Consider the following 18,657-nt stretch of genomic DNA (forward strand, 5'->3'; position numbering starts at 1 on the left):
GCTAGTTCTTCGACTCCAGGTCCAGGAGCCGCTGCTTGGCCTCCAGGCCGCCCGCGTACCCGGTCAGTGAGCCGTCGGCGCCGAGGACCCGGTGGCAGGGGCGGACGACGAGCAGCGGGTTGCGCCCGATCGCCGTGCCCAGGGCGCGGACCGCGGCGCGCGAGAGGCCGAGCCGTTCGGCGAGCTTCCCGTACGAGGTGGTCGTGCCGTACGGGAGCGTGTCGAGGGCGTGCCAGACCCGCTCCTGGAAGTCGGTGCCGACGCCGCTCACGTACTCGATGTCGAAGTGCGTGAGCGTCCCCTCGAAGTACGAGCGCAACTGCCCGGCGATCACGGCGAAGGCCTCGTCGTCGCGCACCCACCCGTCCTGGACGACCGCACCGCCCTTCTGCCCCGGCAGGGACAGCGAGGCCAGCGCGGTGCCGCCGTGCGCGGTGGCCGACTCCTCGCCGACCAGCAGCAGCTCACCCAGCGGGCTGTCGACGGTCGTGTAGACGGCCTTCGCCATGACCTTGGTCATCAGTTGCTCCCTAGTGCCCCGTGCTCCCTGGTGGCCCGGTGACGTCCACAAGTCTGCGGTCTTCGCGGGCGCGCGGCTGGCGGGATTCGGACGTGGCGCTCACCCGGGCGGTGCGGCGGGCGTCAGGGTCAGCCGGGCGCCGCGCGTGCGATCCGATGAGGGGCCCGTCTCCAGGAGGAGCTCGCCCGGCTCCACGACGTACTCCAGGGCGCGGTCCAGCGAGGCCAGGGTATCCGCATCGACGACGAAGGCGACCTCGGCCCGCTCGCCGGGGTCCAGGTCGATGCGGGCGAAGCCGCGCAGCTCACGGACGCGCGGCCAGGAGCTTGAGCCCGCGACCCGGCGCACGTACAGCTGCACGGTCTCCCGCACCGCCCGCGCACCCGTGTTCGTCACGGCGACCGTGCAGGTGAGGGCCGGATCGCTGACCGGTGCCTTGGTGCGCGAGAGCCGGGGCTCCCCGTACTCGACGGTCGTGTACGAGAGGCCGTGACCGAAGGCGTACAGCGCGGTGGCGGGCTGGTCCACGTAGCCCCGGTAGCCGTGATCCTTGGCGTTGTAGAACACCGGGAGCTGGGCCGCCGAGCGCGGCACGGAGACGGGAAGACGACCCACGGGCTCGGCGCGCCCGAAGAGCACGTCGGCGACCGCCCGCCCTCCCCACGGCCCCGGATACCACGCCGAGAGCACGGCACGGGCCCGCCCGGAAAGCTCCGGCACGGCATGCGGCCTCCCCTGGACGAGGACCACGACGACGGGCGTACCGGTGGCGGCCACGGCGTCAAGGAGCGCCAACTGCCCCTCCGGCAGCCGCAGTTCCGCGAGGTCGACCCCCTCGCCGCAGGTCATGCCCACCGGGGTGCCGGAAGCCACGACAGCGGCCCCATTGCTGTCGAAGCGGGTGTCGGGCTCCCGCGCGCTCGACCCGCCGAGCACGAGGACGGCGGTATCGGCGGAGGCGGCGAGCGCCACCGCCTCCGCGGCCCCGCCGCGGTCGCCGCCGACAAGATCGCACCCGCGTGCGTACGCCACCTCGGTGCCCGGCGGAGCCACCGCCCTGATGCCGTCGAGGACGGTGAGCCCGGTGCCGGGGCGCTGCGGCGCGGTGTAGTCGCCGAGCTGCTGGGGGAGCGCGTCGGCGTTGGGGCCGATGACGGCGATGCGGGACGGCCCGGCCAGGGGGAGCGTCGACCCGTCATGACTCAGCAGGACGATGGACTCGCGGGCCAGGCGTTCGCTCAACCCGGCCTGCTGGACGGGCTGCTGGGCGCTCTCGTCGACGTAGGGCCGCTCGAAGAGGCCCAGGCGGAACTTCAGCGCCAGGACGCGGGCGACCGCCGCGTCCAGGGCGTCCTCGGAGACAAGGCCACGCTCCACCGCCTCCGCGAGCCGCGGGAAGCAGCCGTCCCACAGGCTCAGGTCCGTCCCCGCGCCCAGGGCGAGCGCGCCCGCCGCCACCGGGTCACCGGCAAGGCGTACGAGCCGGTCGAGGGCGCACCCGTCGGCCATGACCAGACCGGTGAACCCCCAGCGCTCGCGCAGCAGTCCGGTGAGCAGGTCACGGCTGGCCGCGCACGGCAGGCCGTCGTACTCGTTGTACGCGGCCATGACGCCCGCCGCCCCGGCGCGGACCCCGGCCCGCGCCGCCACCAGATGGATCTCGTGGAGCTCGCGCGGGCCGAGCTCCGTGGCCGCGCTGTTGCGGCCGCCGACCGTCGCGCCCTGCCCGGCGAAGTGCTTGAGCACGACCGCCGCACGGTCGGGGGCGAACACGGCATCGTCGCCCTGCATGCCCCGCACCAGCGCCCGCGTGAAGCGCGCCGCCAGATACGGGTCCTCGCCGAAGCACTCCTCCGCGCGCCCCCAGCGCGGGTCACGGACCAGGTCGAGCGCCGAGACGAGGGCGACATGGCCGCCCCGGGCGCGCAGTTCGGCCGCCGCGCCCGCCGCGGCGGCCTCGTACAGGTCCGTGTCCCAGGTCGCGCCCACCGCGAGATTCACCGGAAGCACCGTGCCGTCCAGGGCCTGGTGGCCGTGCGGGACCTCCTCGACCATCAGGACCGGAATGCCGAGCCGGGTGCTCGACATGACGTGCCGCTGCACCGAATCGGCGACCCCGGCCGCGTCCCCTGCCGTGATGCCGTCCGCGAACGTCACCCCCGACCACGGGTCGGCACGCTGCAGTCCGTACAGCGCGCCCATCCCGTCGAACGCGGCGACCTCGGCGCGAAAGGCGTCCGTCAGGCGGTGGCCTCCCTGCGGACCGGGCGTCCGCTCGTACGCGTTCCAGCCGTACATCCGCTGGTTGACCTGGCCCACCTTCTCGGTGAGCGTCATCCGGGAGAGCAGGTCGCGCACCCGGTCGGCGACCGGGGCACCCGCGTCCCGGTACAGGGGCGCGCTCACCGCTGTTCGAGGACGCGCACGCCGAACGGGGCGAGCCGCGCCTCCTCCACCGCCTCACCCGTCACCAGGTCGTGCAGCGAACCGTCCACCGCCGGACGCACCGTCAGCTCCTCGTCCGACTGGCTGACCAGCCACACGAACCGCCGCCCGTCCTCGTGGACGAGGACGTCCGCCGAGACGTAAGGGCTGTCCACCGTCACCGTCCGCTCCGCACCGGCCAGTTGAGCCAGTGCGGTGTACAGCCGGTGCGTCTGCTCCGGGTTGACGCGGGCCGTGCGAGCCGCCATGTGCTCCAGCGGGTAGGTGGCAAGGACCGTACGGCCGCGCCCCGTCTCGTGGACCAGGAGCGCGGGGCGGCCGTGCGCGTCCTTCGCCACGACCCGCGCCCCCGTCGGGACGACCGGCAGATAGGCGCGGCTGTCCTCGTTGCCGGCGACCGGGAAGCGGAGCGTCTCGCCCGCCGGGATGCCGCCGAACTCCTCGGTGAAGGTCATCTCCAGGACGTCGTCCTCGATGGGTTCGGCCACCCCGTAGGTGAGCTGGAGCTCGACGCCGAAGAGCCCGTCCAGATCGTCGAACCACGGGCCGCGCGTCCCCGGGTGCTCACCGGAGCAGAACGACAGGTACACGGTGGCGCCCTCGCGGGCCCGCCGCTCGAGATCGCGCCGTGTCCGGGTGGTCAACTGCCGGGTGGACGGCAGGAGATAGAGCGCCGCGTCGCCGGGCATCCCGTCGGCCTCCCGTGTGAGGGCCACCGGGAGATCGGCCCCGCGCGCGGCGACGTAACCCTGATGGAGGGACGTGAAGATCAGGGGCCGGTCGGCGGGGCGGCTGTAGGGGTAGCCGCGCTCCAGGAACGCGGGCACGACGAGCGCCGCCCCGGCGTCCGAGCGGCGGCAGCGGGCGAAGTCGACCTGCTCCAACACCTCGGAGAACGCGGCGAGTTCGACGAGCGGTGCCTTCGGGGTTCCCTTGCTGTCCGTGATGCCGAAGTGCATCTCGAAGGGGTGGTGGTCGTAAGGAGACTGGTCCCACAGGTCGTCGTAGTCGGTGTTGTTCCAGGCCATCCAGCCGGTCGCGCCGCCGAGGAGGGAGTTGTGGAGCGTCTGGCGGTAGTAGATCCCCGCGTTCTCGGCGGACACCGTGTCCGTCGAGAGCCCGAACTCCTCCAGGATCACCGGCTGTCCGGTGACCGCCGCCAGCTCGCACTCGAACGCGGCGCGGTAGTGCTGACGTACGCGGTCGGTGTCGGAGCGGTACACGTGCGGGCCCACGAAATCGACGTACTCGGCCGTGTCCCGCAGCGAGAAGCCGTTGTCGCGGCCCGTCACCTCGATGCCCCACGCGCCGTCACCGAGCGACACCGGCTGGGTGCCGCCCGCCGCGCGCACCGCGTCGCACATGAACTGCGCCCAGGCGGTGACGACATCGCTGGAGGGCGGGTCCACCTGGTAGATGCGGCCGTAGCCCGGCATCTCGTTGGTGATGAGCCAGCCGGTGACCGACGCGTGGTCCTTGAAGCGGCGCGTCATCTGCGACACGAACCATGCCTGGCGGCCGACCAGCCACACGTCCTCGTAGAGGTCGCGTCCCCCGCGCCACGCCGGGTCCCAGTTCTCGCCGGACATGTGCCCGACGATGAAGGTCGGCACCGTCCCCATCCCCAACTCGGTGTGCGCGTCCAGGAAGTCACGGAAGCGCTCGCACAACTCCTCGTCGATGCGGTGCGGTTCGGGGTGGAAGTCCGGCCAGTAGAAGAAGGAGCGGGTCATCGTCAGCCCGTGCTCACGCAGCACGGTCAGTTCTTCACGAACCGTCTTCGGGTCGTAGTTCCGCCACATCAGCGGACCGCCGGTGCGGGACCAGAAGTTGGCGCCTATCCAGGGCAGGACGGCGGAGTCATGGGTGAGCTGGGCGCTGTGGCGTCGCATGGTGGTACTCAGGTCTTTCCGTACGGGGGTGGGGAGGTGATCGGAGGCGGAGGTCAGCCGGTGGGGCCCGTCGACTCGCGGACGACGAGCCGTGGCCGGTCGTCGAGCGCCAGGGGCGGCACGTCCTCGCCGCACTGCGCAAGGAGCGCACGCGCGGCGGCGGCGCCGACCCGCTGCACCTGCTGGTCGACGGTCGTCAGACGCGGATGCAGCCAGCGGCCGACCGGGAGATTGTCGTAACCGACGACGGACAGGTCGTCCGGGACGCGGAGCCCGGCGCGCTGGGCCGCGCCGATGCCGCACACCGCCATGGAGTCGTTGGCGTACATGACGGCGGTGGGACGCTCCGCCATGCCGAGCAGCTGCTCGGTCGCGGCGACGGCCGCCGCCTCGGAGAAGTCGGTGCTCAGGACGGCCGCGGGCTGGGCTCCCTTGAGCAGCAAGGTCTCTTCGAAGACCGCACGGCGCAGCCCCGTGTGCAGCAGCTCGCCGGGCCCCGACACATAGGCGATGCGCCGGTGGCCGAGCTCCATGAGGTGGTCGACGGCTTCGTGTATGCCTGCGCCCTGGTTGCCCAGGCCCACGGTGGGCACGAGCGCGTCCGGCCGGGGCGCGCCGAGCAGCACGGCGGGCAGGCCGAGGCCCCGCAGGAGCGGCGGGCGCGGATCGTCGGCGCGGGCGTCGGTCAGGACGGCTCCGTCGACGCGGCCCTCGGCGGCGAGACGCTCGTACAGCGCGCTCTCCTCGGCGACGTCCGTGACCAGGTGGAGCAGCAAGCCGTAGCCGCGCGGCGCCAGTTCGCCCTCGAGGCCGGTGATCAGCTCGCTGAAGTGCGGGTCGGCGCCGAGCACGTCCGTGGGGCGGCGCACCACGAGGGCGAGCGTGCGCGTCCGCGCACTGCGCAGCGCCGTCGCCGTGGCGCTCGGCGACCAGCCGAGCGCGGCGGCGGCGTCCAGGATGCGGCGCCGGGTGGCCTCGGAGATGCGGCCCTTGGCGTTGAAGGCCTGCGAGACGGCGGCCGTGGAGACCCCGGCCGCCGCGGCGACCGCCTTGATCGTCGGACGCGCGCCGCTGTCCCTGCCGTTGTCGCTGCCGTTGTCCTTACGGGATGTCTCCGACCCGCTCACATCTTCACCGCCCCACTGACGAGGGCCTGCTGCATCCGCTTCTGCAGCACGGTGTAGACGGCCCATACCGGTACGAGAGTCAGAACCGTACCGGCGGTCAGCACCCCGTAATCCGTCCCCGTCAGGGACTTCAGGGTGGGCAGGGCGACCTGCACGGTGCGCTGGGACGGGTCGGGGCCGATGATCACGAGGGAGTAGAGGTACTCGTTCCAGAACGTCAGGAAGTTCAGGAGCAGCACCGTCGCGATGCCGGGCAGACACATCGGCGTATAGACGTGGCGCAGGACCGCGAACGTCGATGCGCCGTCCATCCGGGCCGCCTCCTCCATCTCCTTGGGGATGGTCCGCATGAACTGCACCAGGATGACGACGGACAGCGGCATCGCGGTCGCGGGCAGGAAGAGCACCATGAACAGACGGGTGTGGAACAGACCGGTCGCCGCGGCCAGCAGGAACGTCGGGAAGAGCGCGGCGAACGTCGGGATGAGGAAGCCCAGCGAGAAGACCTTCTCGACGAACGCCCCGAGCGGGCCCGTCGCGCGGGCGATGGCGAACGCCGCCGGAATCGCGAGCGCCAGTGTCAGCACCAGCGAGAAGACCGTGACCAGCGCCGAGTTGAGGACCGCGAGCCCCAGATCGGCGCTCTCGAAGGCCGTGCTGAAGTTGCCGAACGACAGCGAGGTGGGAAGGGAGAAGGGGCTGGCGAAGATCTGGTCGTTCGTCTTGAAGGCGGAGGCGAGCAGGTAATAGAGGGGGACGACGAGCAGCGCCGCGTACGCCCACGCCAGGATGTGGGCGGGCAGCCAGGACTTTCCGTGTTTCAAGGTGACCGGCTCCGATCGGGGGTCGTGCGGCGTCAGTAGTTCTGGCGGAACGCGCGGCGGATGGTGAGCAGACCGACGAGGCCGACCAGGAAGAGGATCACGCCCACCGTCTGGCTGTAGCCGAGGTCGGCCGCGATGAACGCCTTCTGGTAGACGAGGAAGGAGAGCGTCGTCGACGAACTGCCGGGCCCGCCCTGCGTGAGCAGCAGGACGTGCTGGGCGGAACCGAAGAACGTCCAGAGGAACTGCAGCATCGTCACCACGCCCACGTACTCGCGGATGACCGGGAAGTGCACGCGCCACATCGTCCGCCAGTGCCCGGCGCCGTCCAGCTGCGCCGCCTCGCCGAGCTCCTCGGGCACGCTGCCGAGCCGGGCGGCGAACAGGACGGCGGTGAAGCCGATGCCGCCCCAGACGTCGAGCACGATCAGACACGCGAGGGCCGTCGAGGGAGAGGCGAGCCAGGCATCGGTCACCGAGCCGAGGCCCACCGACTTCAGCGCGCCGTTGACCAGGCCGTCGGGGGAGAGCGCCGCGTAGAACACCATCGCCTTGGCCGGGGTGGAGATCAGACCGGGGATGAAGAGGAGGTAGCGCAGGACCTTGTGGCCCGGCGGCTTCTGCGCCACGTAGTAGCCCAGCATGTACGCGCACACGATCATGATCGGCAGCGCGACGGCGAGCTGGACCGCCGTATTGCGCACGGCGTCCCAGAAGACCGGGTCGTCGAAGACCGTACGGACGTTGTCGAGCCCGGCGAACGAGACGGGCTGCAGCATGCCCGGCCAGTGCAGGGCGGCGATCACGAAGATCGCGATCATCGGCCCGACCATGAAGACCAGGTACCAGACCAGGGCCGGGACGGCGAGGATCGTGCCGCCCTCGCGGCGGCGCTTGCGGGCGGGGGGCTCGGACGGTGCGGGGCGGACCTTCGTCCCGCCCGGTGTCGACGTCAGTGTCGTCATCTCGGGTGACTCCCAGAAGGCTCGGGCGGCTCGGGCGGGCGGCTCATGCGGTGCGGTACGCGGCTTCGAGCACGGAGCGCACCTTGGCGGGGCTCGTGCCGCGCGTGAACGCCGTGCTGGTCGCGGTGATCAGCGGCTGCGTCGCGGCCGGCGGGACGTACAGATCGGGCAGCAGGGCCTGGCTGACGTCGCTGCCGAGCTTCTGCGCCTCGGCGACGAGCGGGAAGTCCGTGCTGAGGACGTCGGAGCGCAGGGCCATGTCGCGCCCGGACTCCTTGATGAAGCGCGAGACGGTGTCCTCGCGGTACATGAAGCGCAGGAACTTCTCGACGGCGTCCAGCTTCTTCGTGCCGTTCGGGCTGATCCAGAAGCCGATGAGGGTGTACGTCCGCAGGATCGTCGGCTTGGCGTGCGCGGCGTCCGGCGCGAGCGGCCAGCCGCCGACCTCGGTGTGCCGGGCGACCTTCTCCGGGACCTTGGCGAGCGCGGACGACATGGCGGACTCGATGGCGGCGGCCTCGGTGTTGAACTGCGTCGTCATCGTGTCGGATGTCAGGCCCTGCGCCTTGTCGGCGAAGACGCCCGCGTCACGCAGGGCGGCGAAGTACTCGATGCCGTCGCGTGCGCCCCGGCTGCCGCTGAAGTCGCCGCTCGTGAACACCTTCCGCGCTTCGTCGGGGGAGAGGAACGTCTGGATGATCTGGGCCAGGAGCTTCTGGCCCGTCCAGTCGTTGCCGCCGACGGTCACCGGTGCGATGCCCTTGGCGCGGAGCTTGCGGGCGGCGGATATCAGCTGGTCGCCGGTGGTGGGGATCGCGTCGACACCGGCCTTGTCGAGCAGCGCGGTGTTGTAGGCGACGGGCCAGTTGGTGGCGAAGTACGGGAAGGCCCGAAGGCGCCCCTTGCCGTCGGTCCAGGCGTCGAGGGCGACGGGCAGGACGCGCTTTCGCAGCCCCCAGTCGTCCATGTACCCCTTGACGTCGACGGTCGCCCCGACATCGGTCCAGGCCAGCGTCTTGTCGTAGAGGTTCACCATGACGACGTCCGGCTCCTTGCGGGCAAGCCGGGAGGTCTCGTAGACCTGCGCGAGGTCGTCGCCGTTGACGAGGTTCTTCACCTTCAGGCCGGGGTTCTCGTCCCGGAAGGCGTCGAGGGCGGACAGGTACGTGGGCGAGCCCGGCGCGGTGGTGCCGAGCTGGCTGTGCACCACGAGCGTGTCGGGATCGGAATCCGCCGATGCCAGCGTGGAACAGCCGGCGAGGGCGGGCAGGGTGGTGGCGGCGGCCAGGCCTGAACCTGCGGCGAGGAAGCCGCGCCGACTCATCGTTGAGCGCACAGCGGGATGTCTCCAACCAGGGCGGTTAATCGATATACCTGCGGGGGTGCGAGGAGCGTAGGAGTGCTTCGTTGAATGGTCAATCCCCTGTTGCGCACGGTGAATCTTCCGGCAATGCGGTCAAAACAGTCACCCGGTACGTGCTGTGCCGGAGTGGCGCCCGCCACGTCTTTATGCAACTAGTTGCACAAGGGGTCGGCGTCCTCTAGAACTGTCGTGACGACACACCGCGTACGGAGGGCCCGCATGAGCCGCTACCCGAACCTGCTGAACCCGCTCGACCTGGGCTTCACCACCCTGCCCAACCGGGTTCTGATGGGATCCATGCACGTGGGCCTGGAAGAGGCGCCGAACGGCTTCGAGCGGATGGCGGAGTTCTACGCGACCCGCGCGCGCGGCGGTGTCGGCCTCATCGTCACCGGTGGCATCGCCCCGAACGAGCTCGGCCGTCCCTGGGACGGCGGCGCCAAGCTGACCACCGAGGCGGAGGCCCAGGAGCACGCGGGCGTCACGGCGGCCGTGCATGCCGCGGGCGGCAAGATCGCCATGCAGATCCTGCACTTCGGGCGGTACGCCTACCACGAGGGCCTCGTCGCGCCGAGCGCGATCAAGGCGCCGATCAGCCCCTTCGTGCCGCGCGCCCTTGAGGACGACGAGGTCGAGCAGACCATCGAGGACTTCGTGCGCGCCGCCGAGCTCGCCAAGCTCGCGGGCTACGACGGCGTCGAAGTCATGGGCTCCGAGGGCTACTTGATCAACGAGTTCATCGCGGCCCCCACCAACCGGCGCGAGGACCGCTGGGGCGGCGCCTACGAGAACCGCATCCGCTTCCCCGTCGAGATCGTCCGGCGCATACGCGAGCGCGTCGGCGCGGACTTCATCATCATCTACCGCCTCTCCATGCTCGACCTCGTCCCCGGCGGCTCGACCCTCGAAGAGGTCGTGCACCTCGCCAAGGAGATCGAGGCCGCGGGCGCCACGATCATCAACACCGGCATCGGCTGGCACGAGGCGCGCATCCCCACCATCGCGACGTCGGTGCCGCGCGGCGCCTACACCTTCGTCACGAAGAAGGTCATGGGCGAGGTCTCCGTGCCGCTCGTCACCACCAACCGCATCAACACCCCGGAGATCGCCGAGCAGTTGCTCGCCGACGGCGCCGCCGACATGGTGTCCCTGGCCCGCCCGCTCCTGGCCGACCCGGACTTCGTCGCCAAGGCGAAGGCCGAGGATTCCGACGCCATCAACACCTGCATCGGCTGCAACCAGGCCTGCCTGGACCACACCTTCAACCTGCAGATCACCTCCTGCCTGGTGAACCCGCGCGCCTGCCACGAGACCGAGCTCGTCCTCGCGCCGACCCGCACCAAGAAGCGCGTCGCCGTCGTGGGCGCGGGCCCGGCCGGCCTTGCCTTCGCGGTCTCCGCGGCCGAGCGCGGCCACGCCGTCACGCTCATCGACGCGGCGTCCGAGATCGGCGGTCAGCTCAACGTCGCCCGCAAGGTCCCCGGCAAGGAAGAGTTCGACGAGACCCTGCGCTACTACCGCACGCAGCTCGAACGGCACGGCGTGGACGTCGAGTTGAACACCCGCGCCACGGCCGAAGGGCTGGCGAAGGCCGCGTACGACGAGGTGGTCGTCGCCACCGGAGTCACGCCCCGCACGCCCGAGATCCCCGGCATCGACCACCCCAGCGTGGTCGGCTACCTCGACGTGCTGCGCGACAGCGCGCCCGTGGGGGAGCGGGTCGCCATCATCGGCGCGGGCGGCATCGGCTTCGACGTCGCGGAGTACCTCACCGACGGCGGCGACAAGGCGAGCCTGGACCCGGCGACGTACTTCCGTCAGTGGGGCGTCGACATGGACTACAAGGACCGCGGCGGCCTGACCGAGCCCGACCGTCCCGCCCCGCCCCGCCAGGTGCACCTCCTGCAGCGCAAGACGTCCAAGGTCGGCCAGGGCCTCGGCAAGACCACCGGCTGGATCCACCGCACCGAGCTGCGCCACCGCGGCGTCACGATGGTCGCGGGTGCGAGCTACGACCTGATCGACGACGCGGGCCTGCACATCACGGTCGACGGACAGGCGACGGTCATCCCTGTCGACACGGTCGTCCTGTGCTCCGGCCAGGACCCGCGCCGCGACCTGTACGAGGAGCTGCTCGCCGCCGGGCACAGCGCGCACCTCATCGGGGGCGCGGACGTCGCGGCCGAGCTGGACGCCAAGCGCGCCATCAAGCAGGGCACGGAGCTGGCCGCGGCGCTGTGACACGGGGCGTCCGCCCCGGGCGCCGTACCTAGGATGGCCGCCATGTCACTCCCGCACGCGATCCTCACCGCCCTACTGGAGAAGCCTTCGTCAGGGCTCGAGCTCACCCGCAGGTTCGACAAGTCGATCGGCTACTTCTGGTCGGCCACGCACCAGCAGATCTACCGCGAGCTGGGAAAACTGGAGCGGGACGGGGCCATCCGCGCGCTTGAGCAGCAGCAGGCGACCCGCGGGCAGAAGAAGGAGTACGAGGTCCTGCCCGCGGGCCGCGCGGAGCTGGCCCGCTGGACGGCCGCGAGCCAGGACCCCAAGCCGCTGCGGGACACGCTGCTGCTGCGCCTGCGGGCGGCGGCGGTCGTCGGAACGGAGGGCATCGAGGCGGACCTGCGACGCCATCTCACCCTGCACCGGCGGCAGTTGGCCGAGTATCAGGAGATCGAGGAGCGGGACTTCCCGCCGGGCAGGGACGCGGTGGAGGACCGGCTGAGGCATGTGGTGCTGCGGGCCGGGATCGATCTGGAGACGTTCTGGACGCAGTGGCTCGAGCGGACGCTGGAGGAGCTCGGGGTGCCGGAGGCCTGAGGCCTTCACGCCGGACGCCTTCACGCCGGACGCCTGAGGTGTGACGCCGGGCGCCCATGTGCGTGACGCCCGCGTGCATGACGGCTGCGTGCATGACGGCTGCCGCCGGCCCGACCTGAGTCGGGACCGGCGGCAGCCGCTTTTCCGGTGGCCCTGGATCAGAGCCGGTGCTGCGCGCCGCGGCGGCGCAGGTACCAGGTGCCACCACCGACGCCGGCCAGGACCACGAGGGCCCCGCCCGCGGCGAGGGTGAGCGTGCCGTAGTCCTCGCTGCCGCCGCCGAGACCGCCCCGGACGCCGCGCGGGGGCGCCGTCGTGGACCGGGTGGTCGGCGAGGCCGAGGCCCCGACGGTGACCGTCTGGGAACCCGCCGCCGAACCGTCCTCGCAGACCACCGCCACCGTATGGACGCCGGTGCTGACGTTCTGCCAGGAGGCGGAGCCGCCCGTCAGTTCCACTTGCCTTCCCTGGGCGAAACTGGACTGGCCGTTGCTCATCAGCGAGGCGTCGCCTCCGTTGACGCAGGCCGCGGTGGTGACCGTGACCGTCGATCCCGTGGCGGTCACCGTGATCCCACCGGGCGCTGCGAACGCCGACGGAGCGGTCAGTGCCAGCGGAAGTGCAGCAGCGGCGGCGATGGTCAGGCCGGCGCGGACGAATATCTGAGTGGTACGCATGAGTCTGCCCTCCGGTGGCACGGGAGGCGGTACATCCCATGCGCCGCCGGGGGTAGGGGAGCGCCCGTGCTACCTGACGACGAGCCAACGTGCCCTTCGCCGATGCCGCATGCGGACAGCCACCGGGCAGGTGACGGAATCCTTCGTACGGCCGACAGCTGACCCGGCGTCACGGGCGTCCTCGGCCTTTCGGGGCTCAGCCGGTGGTGACCGTCCGTTCGGCGGAGTAGCCGCCCCATGTCCCGTCGGGGAGCTTGGCCCGCAGCTTGACGCGGTGCGTGTCCCCCGGCTTCTTGCCCACGTAGAAGGTGTGCGTGGCCTTCTTCCGGGGCGCCGCACCGCCGAACACCAGCGAGGTGGCCGCCTTGCCGTCGAGGTGGATCTGGTACTCCGCCACCGCGCCGCCGGTGTGCGGCGGCGTCCAGGCCAGGTCGATGTAGTACGCCCCGTCGGCGTGCCGGGTCTTCGCGCGGAAGTCCGTCGGCGCCGTGCCCCGCCCGTCGTCCCGGCCCGCCGCGGTGGTCAGGCGGACGGCGCGGCTCGCGGGCGACGCGTTGTCGGCCGCGTCGAGCGCCTTGACGGTGAAGCGGTAGGCCGTGCCCGGCCGCAACCCCGTGACGAGGGTCTCGCGCTCGCTCCCGGCCACGCTGTGGATCTTCGACGTGCCCTGATAGATCTCGTACGAGGCGACGCCCTTGTCGTCCTTGGACGCACCCCAGGACAGCGTCACCGCCCGGCTCCCCTCGACCGCGCCCCGCGGCGAGCCGGGCCGGGACGGCGGTTCGCGGTCCGCGGCGGCCGCGGCGGGTGTGGTCACCGTGAGCTTCCTGCTGGCGGGGCTGACGTTCCCCTCGGCGTCACGGGCGCGGACGGTGAAGGTGTAGGCCGTGGACGGCTTCAGACCGACGACGTCCACCATGTGCTTGCCGCTCGGCACGCGCTCGACCCTGGTGGCGCCCCGGTACACGTCGTAGCCGGTGACTTCCGTGTCGTCCGTGGCCTGGTTCCACATGACGTGGGCGGTGGTGGCGCTGCCCGCCTGGACGGTGACGCCTCGGGGGGCGGCCGGGGGCTGCACGTCCTTCGCGTCCTGGTCGCCGCCCCAGGCGCAGGAGGTCAGGGTGCAGGCGGTGGCAAGGAGGAGGGCGGAGAAGGGGGTGGACAGGTGGGGGGTCCGTCGCACGGTCGTGCCTTCCACTCGGGCAGCATTGGTCCGGACCTATTTGACAGGGGTGTCGAGTGCACATCAAGGGGTGGGCCGCACTTCGAGGGGGTGTGCGCGTGCGCCGTCCGGGCCCTGAGCGGTGACCGAGGTGTACGACCCGGGACAGATTGGGATGTCTGGTCACGAGCTCGGGCCGAGTGCCTCCGCTCATCCGACCAACCGTCAGTTCCTCCCAGGAAAGGCCCTTTCTCGTGCGAACCAGAACGACGGCGCTCGCCGTGGCGGCCGGAGCCGCCCTGCTCGCCCCCGCCTCCTTGCCCGCCGCGGCGTATCCGCAGGAGAGCGCGCCGCCCCGCAAGTCGACGGAGAGCAAAGGGGGTTCGACCGCCCGGGAAGGGAGCGTGAGCGCTTCGGCGCTTCTCGCCGAGGTCGGATCCTGCAGACAGATCTCGCGCGGCAAGTACCGTACGGACGACGGCACCCGCGCGAACATCCCCGTCTGCGGCAAGCGGGGCGCGGTGTTCTGGAAGGCCGACATGGACATCGACTGCGACGGCCGGCCGAGCAAGGCCTGCAACCGGCGCACGGACCCGCTGTTCTTCCACGCCACCGCGTTCCAGGAATCCAACGGCCGCCAGTTGAGCGCGGAGCGCCTCCCGTACATCGTCGTGCCGGGCGCGAGCCGCCGCTGGAACCACGCGGCGCACGGCATCACGGGTGGCTCGGTGGCCGCCGTGATCCATGAGGGCAAGGTCCTGTACGCCGTCGTCGGCGACACCGGCCCCACCGGCCTCATCGGCGAGGCGTCCTACGCGGCGGCGAAGTCGCTCGGCATCCGCGCCGACCCCAGGTCCGGCGGCACCGACGCGGGCGTCACCTACCTCGTCTTCAAGGGACGCAAGGCGTCGCCCATCCAGAGCCACCGGGCCGCGGTCACCCGAGGTGACACGCTGGCCCGGCAGTTCCTCCGGCAGAACTGACCGGATCGCCCGGCGGGTTTCCTCACGCCTTCCGGTAGGAGTACGCCTCCGCGGCCGCGGCCTCCACCGCGTCGACGTCGGCGCCCGCCGAAGCGGCCACCACCGCCGCGACCGCGCCCTCGACGAACGGGGCGTCCACCAGGCGGGCGCCATCGGGGAGCTCGTCGCCCTCGGCGATCAGCGCCTTCACGGTGAGGACCGCGCTGCCCAGGTCGGTGAGGATCGCGATGCCCGCGCCGCGGTCCACCTTCGCGGCGGCCTGGGCGATGAGCTCCGAGCTCGTGCCGAGGCCGCCGTCCTCGGTGCCGCCCGCGGCGGCCACGGGCGCGGTCGACCCGCCACCCGCGAGCCCTGTGGCCAGCGCGGCGACGGATTCGGCGACGGCGCCGCTGTGCGAGACGAGGACGATGCCGACCAGCTTGTCGTCACTCACGGCCGGCCTCCGCGGTCCGCGCGAGGGCGTCGAACAAAAGCGCCGACGAGGTCGCCCCGGGATCCTGGTGCCCGATGCTGCGCTCGCCCAGATAGCTGGCCCGCCCCTTGCGTGCCTGCAGGGGCGTCGTGGCGAGGGCGCCTTCGTCGGCGGCGTCGCGCGCCGCTCCGAACGACTCCGAGAGCGCGTCGACCGCGGGGACGAGGGCGTCCAGCATGGTCTTGTCGCCGGGCACGGCGCCGCCGAGCGCGCTGACCGCGTCGACGCCGGTGCGCAGCGCGTCGGCGAACTCCTGCTCACTGACCTCGGCGGCATCGCCGAGGGCCTTGCCGGTACGCCGGAGCAAGGTCCCGTAGAGCGGCCCCGACGCACCCCCCACGGTCGAGATCAACTGCCGCCCCGACAGGGTGAGTACGGCCCCCGGCGTGGCGGGTGCCTCCTTCTCCAGGGTGGCCACCACGGCGGCGAACCCGCGCTGCAGATTGCTGCCGTGGTCGGCGTCACCGATCGGCGAGTCCAGCTCGGTGAGCCGCTCCGCCTCCCGGTCGACGAGTGCGGCGGCCGAGGTCAGCCACTGACGGAAGAATGCGGCATCGAGCACGGAAACTCCTTGCGCGGTAGATCAGTTGGGCGGAAGAGAGCACGTCGTACGGGGTGACGGCCAGGGATCAGACACCCCAGCGAAGCCCGGCGGTACGGACCGGGGCGTTCCAGAGCCGCAGCAGCTCCTCGTCGACCTGACACAGGGTCACGGAGGCCCCGGCCATGTCCAGCGAGGTCACGTAGTCGCCGACCAGCGTGTGCGCCACGACGACGCCGCGCTCGGCGAGAACACGCTGGACCTCGGCATTGAAGCCGTACAGCTCAAGAAGGGGAGTGGCCCCCATGCCGTTGACGAGCACGAGCACGGGGTTACGCGGGCGGAGATCCTCGAGTACGGCGTCCACGGCGAAGTCCGCGATCTCACTGGACGTCATCATCGCGCGCCGCTCACGTCCGGGCTCACCATGGATCCCGACGCCCAACTCCAGCTCGCCGGTGGGCAGATCAAAGGTCGGGCTGCCCTTGGCGGGCGTGGAACAGGCGCTGAGCGCGACCCCGAAACTCCGCGAGTTCTCGTTCACCTGCCGTGCGATCGCCTCGACCCGCTCCAACGGCATGCCCTCCTCGGCCGCCGCCCCGGCGATCTTCTCGACGTACAGCGTCGCACCGGTGCCGCGCCGCCCGGCCGTGTACAGGCTGTCGGTGACGGCCACGTCGTCATTGACGAGCACCTTGGCGACCTGGATGCCCTCGTCCTCGGCGAGCTCGGCGGCCATGTCGAAGTTGAGGACGTCCCCCGTGTAGTTCTTCACGACGAACAGCACCCCCGCCCCGCTGTCCACGGCGGCAGCGGCCCGCACCATCTGATCGGGCACGGGCGAGGTGAACACCTCACCGGGACAGGCGGCGGACAACATCCCCGGCCCGACGAACCCGCCGTGCAGCGGCTCATGCCCGGAACCCCCGCCGGAGACGAGGGCGACCTTCCCGGCGACGGGGGCGTCCCTGCGCACGATCACGCGGTTCTCCACGTCGATCGTCAGGTCGGGATGCGCGGCCGCCATGCCCCGCAGCGCGTCCGCGACGACTGTCTCCGCCACGTTGATCAGCATCTTCATGGGTACCTCCGGGTGAGGGGCAGTGAAGCCTCTGTGCTGGAAGATGTGCGAGCCTGAGGTCATTATCGAGCGAACGGCGCCAGGTGGCGCGGGCTGTGTTCGAACTGTTCGGCTCTGAAGAGTCGCCCGCTGTCCGCGGATGGCTGGATGCGCTCTCGCCGAGTGCGATCAGGTCGAGGCGCCAGGTGATCGCGATCCACCCCGGTGCCGTGGCATCCGTGGGCCGGAAGCCCATCGCCCAGAGAGCCCCGGCAGACGGCAGCACCGCGACCCCGGTCACGGTGCTGCCGTCCTGCTCCGGGCAAGGTGCGTTTGAAGCCGGACCCTAGTTGGTGGCCATCAGGCCGGTACGGAGCTTGGCCACGACGCGGGCGATGAGCCGCGAGACGTGCATCTGTGAGACTCCGAGTGCTTCGCCGATCTGCGCCTGAGTCTGCTCCTCGACGAACCGCAGGTGGATCAGTGTGCGCTCACGTTCGTCGAGTTCGGCGATGAGCGGGGTCAGCGAGTTGAAGTTGTCGATGAGCTCGTAGGAGCTCTCCTCGAAGCCGATGAAATCGGCCAGGGCGGCGTCGGATTCCTCGTTGCCGTTCATCACTGTGGCATCCAGGGAGGACGCGTTGTAGCCGTTGGACGCCATCTGCGCCTGCTGTACCTCGGCCGGCTCAAGCTGCATCAGCTCGGCCAGCTCGGCCGTGGAGGGACTGCGGCCCAGGCGGGTGCGCAACTCATCGGTGGCTTTGGCGAGTTCGATGCGGGCTTCCTGCAGCCGGCGCGGCACATGGACCGCCCAGCTGGTGTCGCGGAAGAACCGCTTGATCTCACCGGTGACATAGGGGACGGCGAAGGTCGCGAACTCGACCTCGCGGGTCAGCTCGAAGCGGTCGATCGCCTTGATCAGGCCGATCGTGCCGACCTGGACGATGTCCTCCATCTCCTCCTGGCCGCGGTGGCGGAACCGGGACGCGGCGTACTGCACGAGGGAGAGGTTCATCTCGATCAGGCAGTTGCGCACGTACTGATACTCGTGCGTCCCTTCCTCCAGCTGGGTCAGCCGGTGGAAGAACCGCTTGCCGATCTCCCGCGCATCTTTCGGCGCGACGGAAGACGGGTCCGCGTAGGCACGCTCCACGAGGGCCTCCTGGCCCTGAGCGGCCGTTGCCTTGTCCTGCGTCATCACCGTCATCATGCGCCCTGCCTTCAGCTGTCCCGAGGCTGACTGCCTCTCACTTGCTCTCGCGCGGATACCCGGCATCGAGCCGAACATGCAGGCGGCACCCCGATGATCCTCTCGGGTGCCCGGTGACGAGGAACCGGGGCGCTACGGCAGGGCCAGTGCCGCGGTGACGGTCTTGCCGTCGGGGTGGATGTCGACGCTGACGTGCGAGGCGAGGCGCTGGGTGATCATCCAGCCGAAGCCCCCGGGCCGGCCGGGCTCCTGGCGTACGAGATGCGGCGTGCTCGTACTGCGGTCGCTGACCCGCACCACCAGCAGACCGTCCTCGATGTGCGTGTCGAACCGGGAGACACCGCCGGCGTGCAGGATCGCGTTCGATGCCAACTCGCTGGCCACCAGCAGAGCATCTTCGCGGAATCTGCGGGCCTGGTGCGATGACAGAGCCAGGCAGGCCGGCTCGATCACGTTCCTCACCGCATCGCGCACATCGTGGCAGGCCACGTCCAGCGTGCTGGGCGTCGCGTGAGTCCCCATAAGACCTCAGCTCCAAGCTGCGAACCGGCCATATCGTCCATATGGCAAGTGATCGGTCGTTGAGTACCGCC

The 18,657-nt window shown here is 71.0% G+C and carries 17 protein-coding genes; 3 read left to right on the forward strand and 14 right to left on the reverse strand.

Annotation, left to right across the window (positions count from 1 at the left end; translation table 11 throughout):
• Position 1 precedes the first annotated feature (1 nt).
• The 7 genes from AC07AG_RS28805 to AC07AG_RS28835 form a co-directional block, all read right to left on the reverse strand.
• Entirely contained in the window at positions 2–520 is a 519-nt protein-coding gene (locus AC07AG_RS28805; protein WP_478759007.1) for a methylated-DNA--[protein]-cysteine S-methyltransferase, read from the reverse strand.
• A 99-nt stretch (positions 521–619) separates the two neighbouring features.
• Entirely contained in the window at positions 620–2,926 is a 2,307-nt protein-coding gene (locus tag AC07AG_RS28810) for a glycoside hydrolase family 3 N-terminal domain-containing protein (RefSeq protein WP_478759009.1), read from the reverse strand.
• Positions 2,923–4,857, reverse strand: a complete 1,935-nt coding sequence (locus AC07AG_RS28815; protein WP_478759011.1) for a glycoside hydrolase 5 family protein — start codon at positions 4,855–4,857, stop codon at positions 2,923–2,925. The genes AC07AG_RS28810 and AC07AG_RS28815 overlap by 4 nt, the downstream gene beginning before the upstream one ends.
• 53 nt (positions 4,858–4,910) lie before the next feature.
• Positions 4,911–5,984, reverse strand: a complete 1,074-nt coding sequence (locus AC07AG_RS28820; RefSeq protein ID WP_478759012.1) for a LacI family DNA-binding transcriptional regulator — start codon at positions 5,982–5,984, stop codon at positions 4,911–4,913.
• On the reverse strand, positions 5,981–6,808 hold the full coding sequence (locus AC07AG_RS28825) for a carbohydrate ABC transporter permease (protein WP_478759014.1): 828 nt from the start codon (positions 6,806–6,808) through the stop codon (positions 5,981–5,983). Before AC07AG_RS28825 ends, AC07AG_RS28820 begins: the two co-directional genes overlap by 4 nt.
• 32 nt (positions 6,809–6,840) lie before the next feature.
• Complete coding sequence (locus AC07AG_RS28830) at positions 6,841–7,773, reverse strand: carbohydrate ABC transporter permease (RefSeq protein ID WP_478759015.1); 933 nt, start codon at positions 7,771–7,773, stop codon at positions 6,841–6,843.
• Positions 7,774–7,816: 43 nt separating this feature from the next.
• Complete coding sequence (locus AC07AG_RS28835) at positions 7,817–9,109, reverse strand: ABC transporter substrate-binding protein (protein ID WP_478759017.1); 1,293 nt, start codon at positions 9,107–9,109, stop codon at positions 7,817–7,819.
• 246 nt (positions 9,110–9,355) lie between these two features.
• On the opposite strand from AC07AG_RS28835, the gene AC07AG_RS28840 reads away from it, so the two are divergent.
• Together AC07AG_RS28840 and AC07AG_RS28845 are read left to right on the forward strand one after the other, a co-directional pair.
• Complete coding sequence (locus AC07AG_RS28840) at positions 9,356–11,377, forward strand: oxidoreductase (protein WP_478759018.1); 2,022 nt, start codon at positions 9,356–9,358, stop codon at positions 11,375–11,377.
• Positions 11,378–11,419: 42 nt separating this feature from the next.
• Positions 11,420–11,959: a PadR family transcriptional regulator gene (locus tag AC07AG_RS28845; RefSeq protein WP_478759020.1), complete on the forward strand. Its 540-nt coding sequence runs from the start codon at positions 11,420–11,422 to the stop codon at positions 11,957–11,959.
• A gap of 158 nt (positions 11,960–12,117) precedes the next feature.
• Here the strand turns inward: AC07AG_RS28845 and AC07AG_RS28850 are convergent, their stop codons facing one another.
• Complete coding sequence (locus tag AC07AG_RS28850) at positions 12,118–12,636, reverse strand: hypothetical protein (RefSeq protein ID WP_478759022.1); 519 nt, start codon at positions 12,634–12,636, stop codon at positions 12,118–12,120.
• A 196-nt stretch (positions 12,637–12,832) separates the two neighbouring features.
• Positions 12,833–13,819: a fibronectin type III domain-containing protein gene (locus AC07AG_RS28855; RefSeq protein WP_478759024.1), complete on the reverse strand. Its 987-nt coding sequence runs from the start codon at positions 13,817–13,819 to the stop codon at positions 12,833–12,835.
• A 233-nt stretch (positions 13,820–14,052) separates the two neighbouring features.
• Between AC07AG_RS28855 and AC07AG_RS28860 the strand changes: the two genes are divergently transcribed.
• Positions 14,053–14,781, forward strand: a complete 729-nt coding sequence (locus tag AC07AG_RS28860; RefSeq protein WP_478759026.1) for a glycoside hydrolase family 75 protein — start codon at positions 14,053–14,055, stop codon at positions 14,779–14,781.
• Between the two features lie 22 nt (positions 14,782–14,803).
• Here AC07AG_RS28860 and AC07AG_RS28865 read toward each other — a convergent pair whose 3' ends face one another.
• From AC07AG_RS28865 to AC07AG_RS28885, 5 genes are all read right to left on the reverse strand, one after another.
• Positions 14,804–15,214, reverse strand: coding sequence for a PTS-dependent dihydroxyacetone kinase phosphotransferase subunit DhaM (locus AC07AG_RS28865; protein WP_361048601.1), 411 nt, complete (start codon positions 15,212–15,214; stop codon positions 14,804–14,806).
• Positions 15,207–15,815, reverse strand: coding sequence for a dihydroxyacetone kinase subunit DhaL (gene dhaL, locus AC07AG_RS28870; RefSeq protein ID WP_478759028.1), 609 nt, complete (start codon positions 15,813–15,815; stop codon positions 15,207–15,209). Before dhaL ends, AC07AG_RS28865 begins: the two co-directional genes overlap by 8 nt.
• Before the next feature lie 67 nt (positions 15,816–15,882).
• A complete protein-coding gene (gene dhaK / locus AC07AG_RS28875) occupies positions 15,883–16,875 on the reverse strand; it encodes a dihydroxyacetone kinase subunit DhaK (protein ID WP_478759029.1) in 993 nt (330 codons plus the stop codon).
• 325 nt (positions 16,876–17,200) lie between these two features.
• The gene (locus AC07AG_RS28880; RefSeq protein ID WP_478759031.1) at positions 17,201–18,052 is read right to left on the reverse strand and encodes a SigB/SigF/SigG family RNA polymerase sigma factor; all 852 of its coding nucleotides are present in this window, start codon (positions 18,050–18,052) and stop codon (positions 17,201–17,203) included.
• Positions 18,053–18,196: 144 nt separating this feature from the next.
• Complete coding sequence (locus AC07AG_RS28885; RefSeq protein ID WP_478759033.1) at positions 18,197–18,586, reverse strand: ATP-binding protein; 390 nt, start codon at positions 18,584–18,586, stop codon at positions 18,197–18,199.
• Between the last annotated feature and the right edge of the window lie 71 nt (positions 18,587–18,657).

The sequence above is a fragment of the Streptomyces sp. NPDC044044 genome (genome assembly GCF_056434405.1).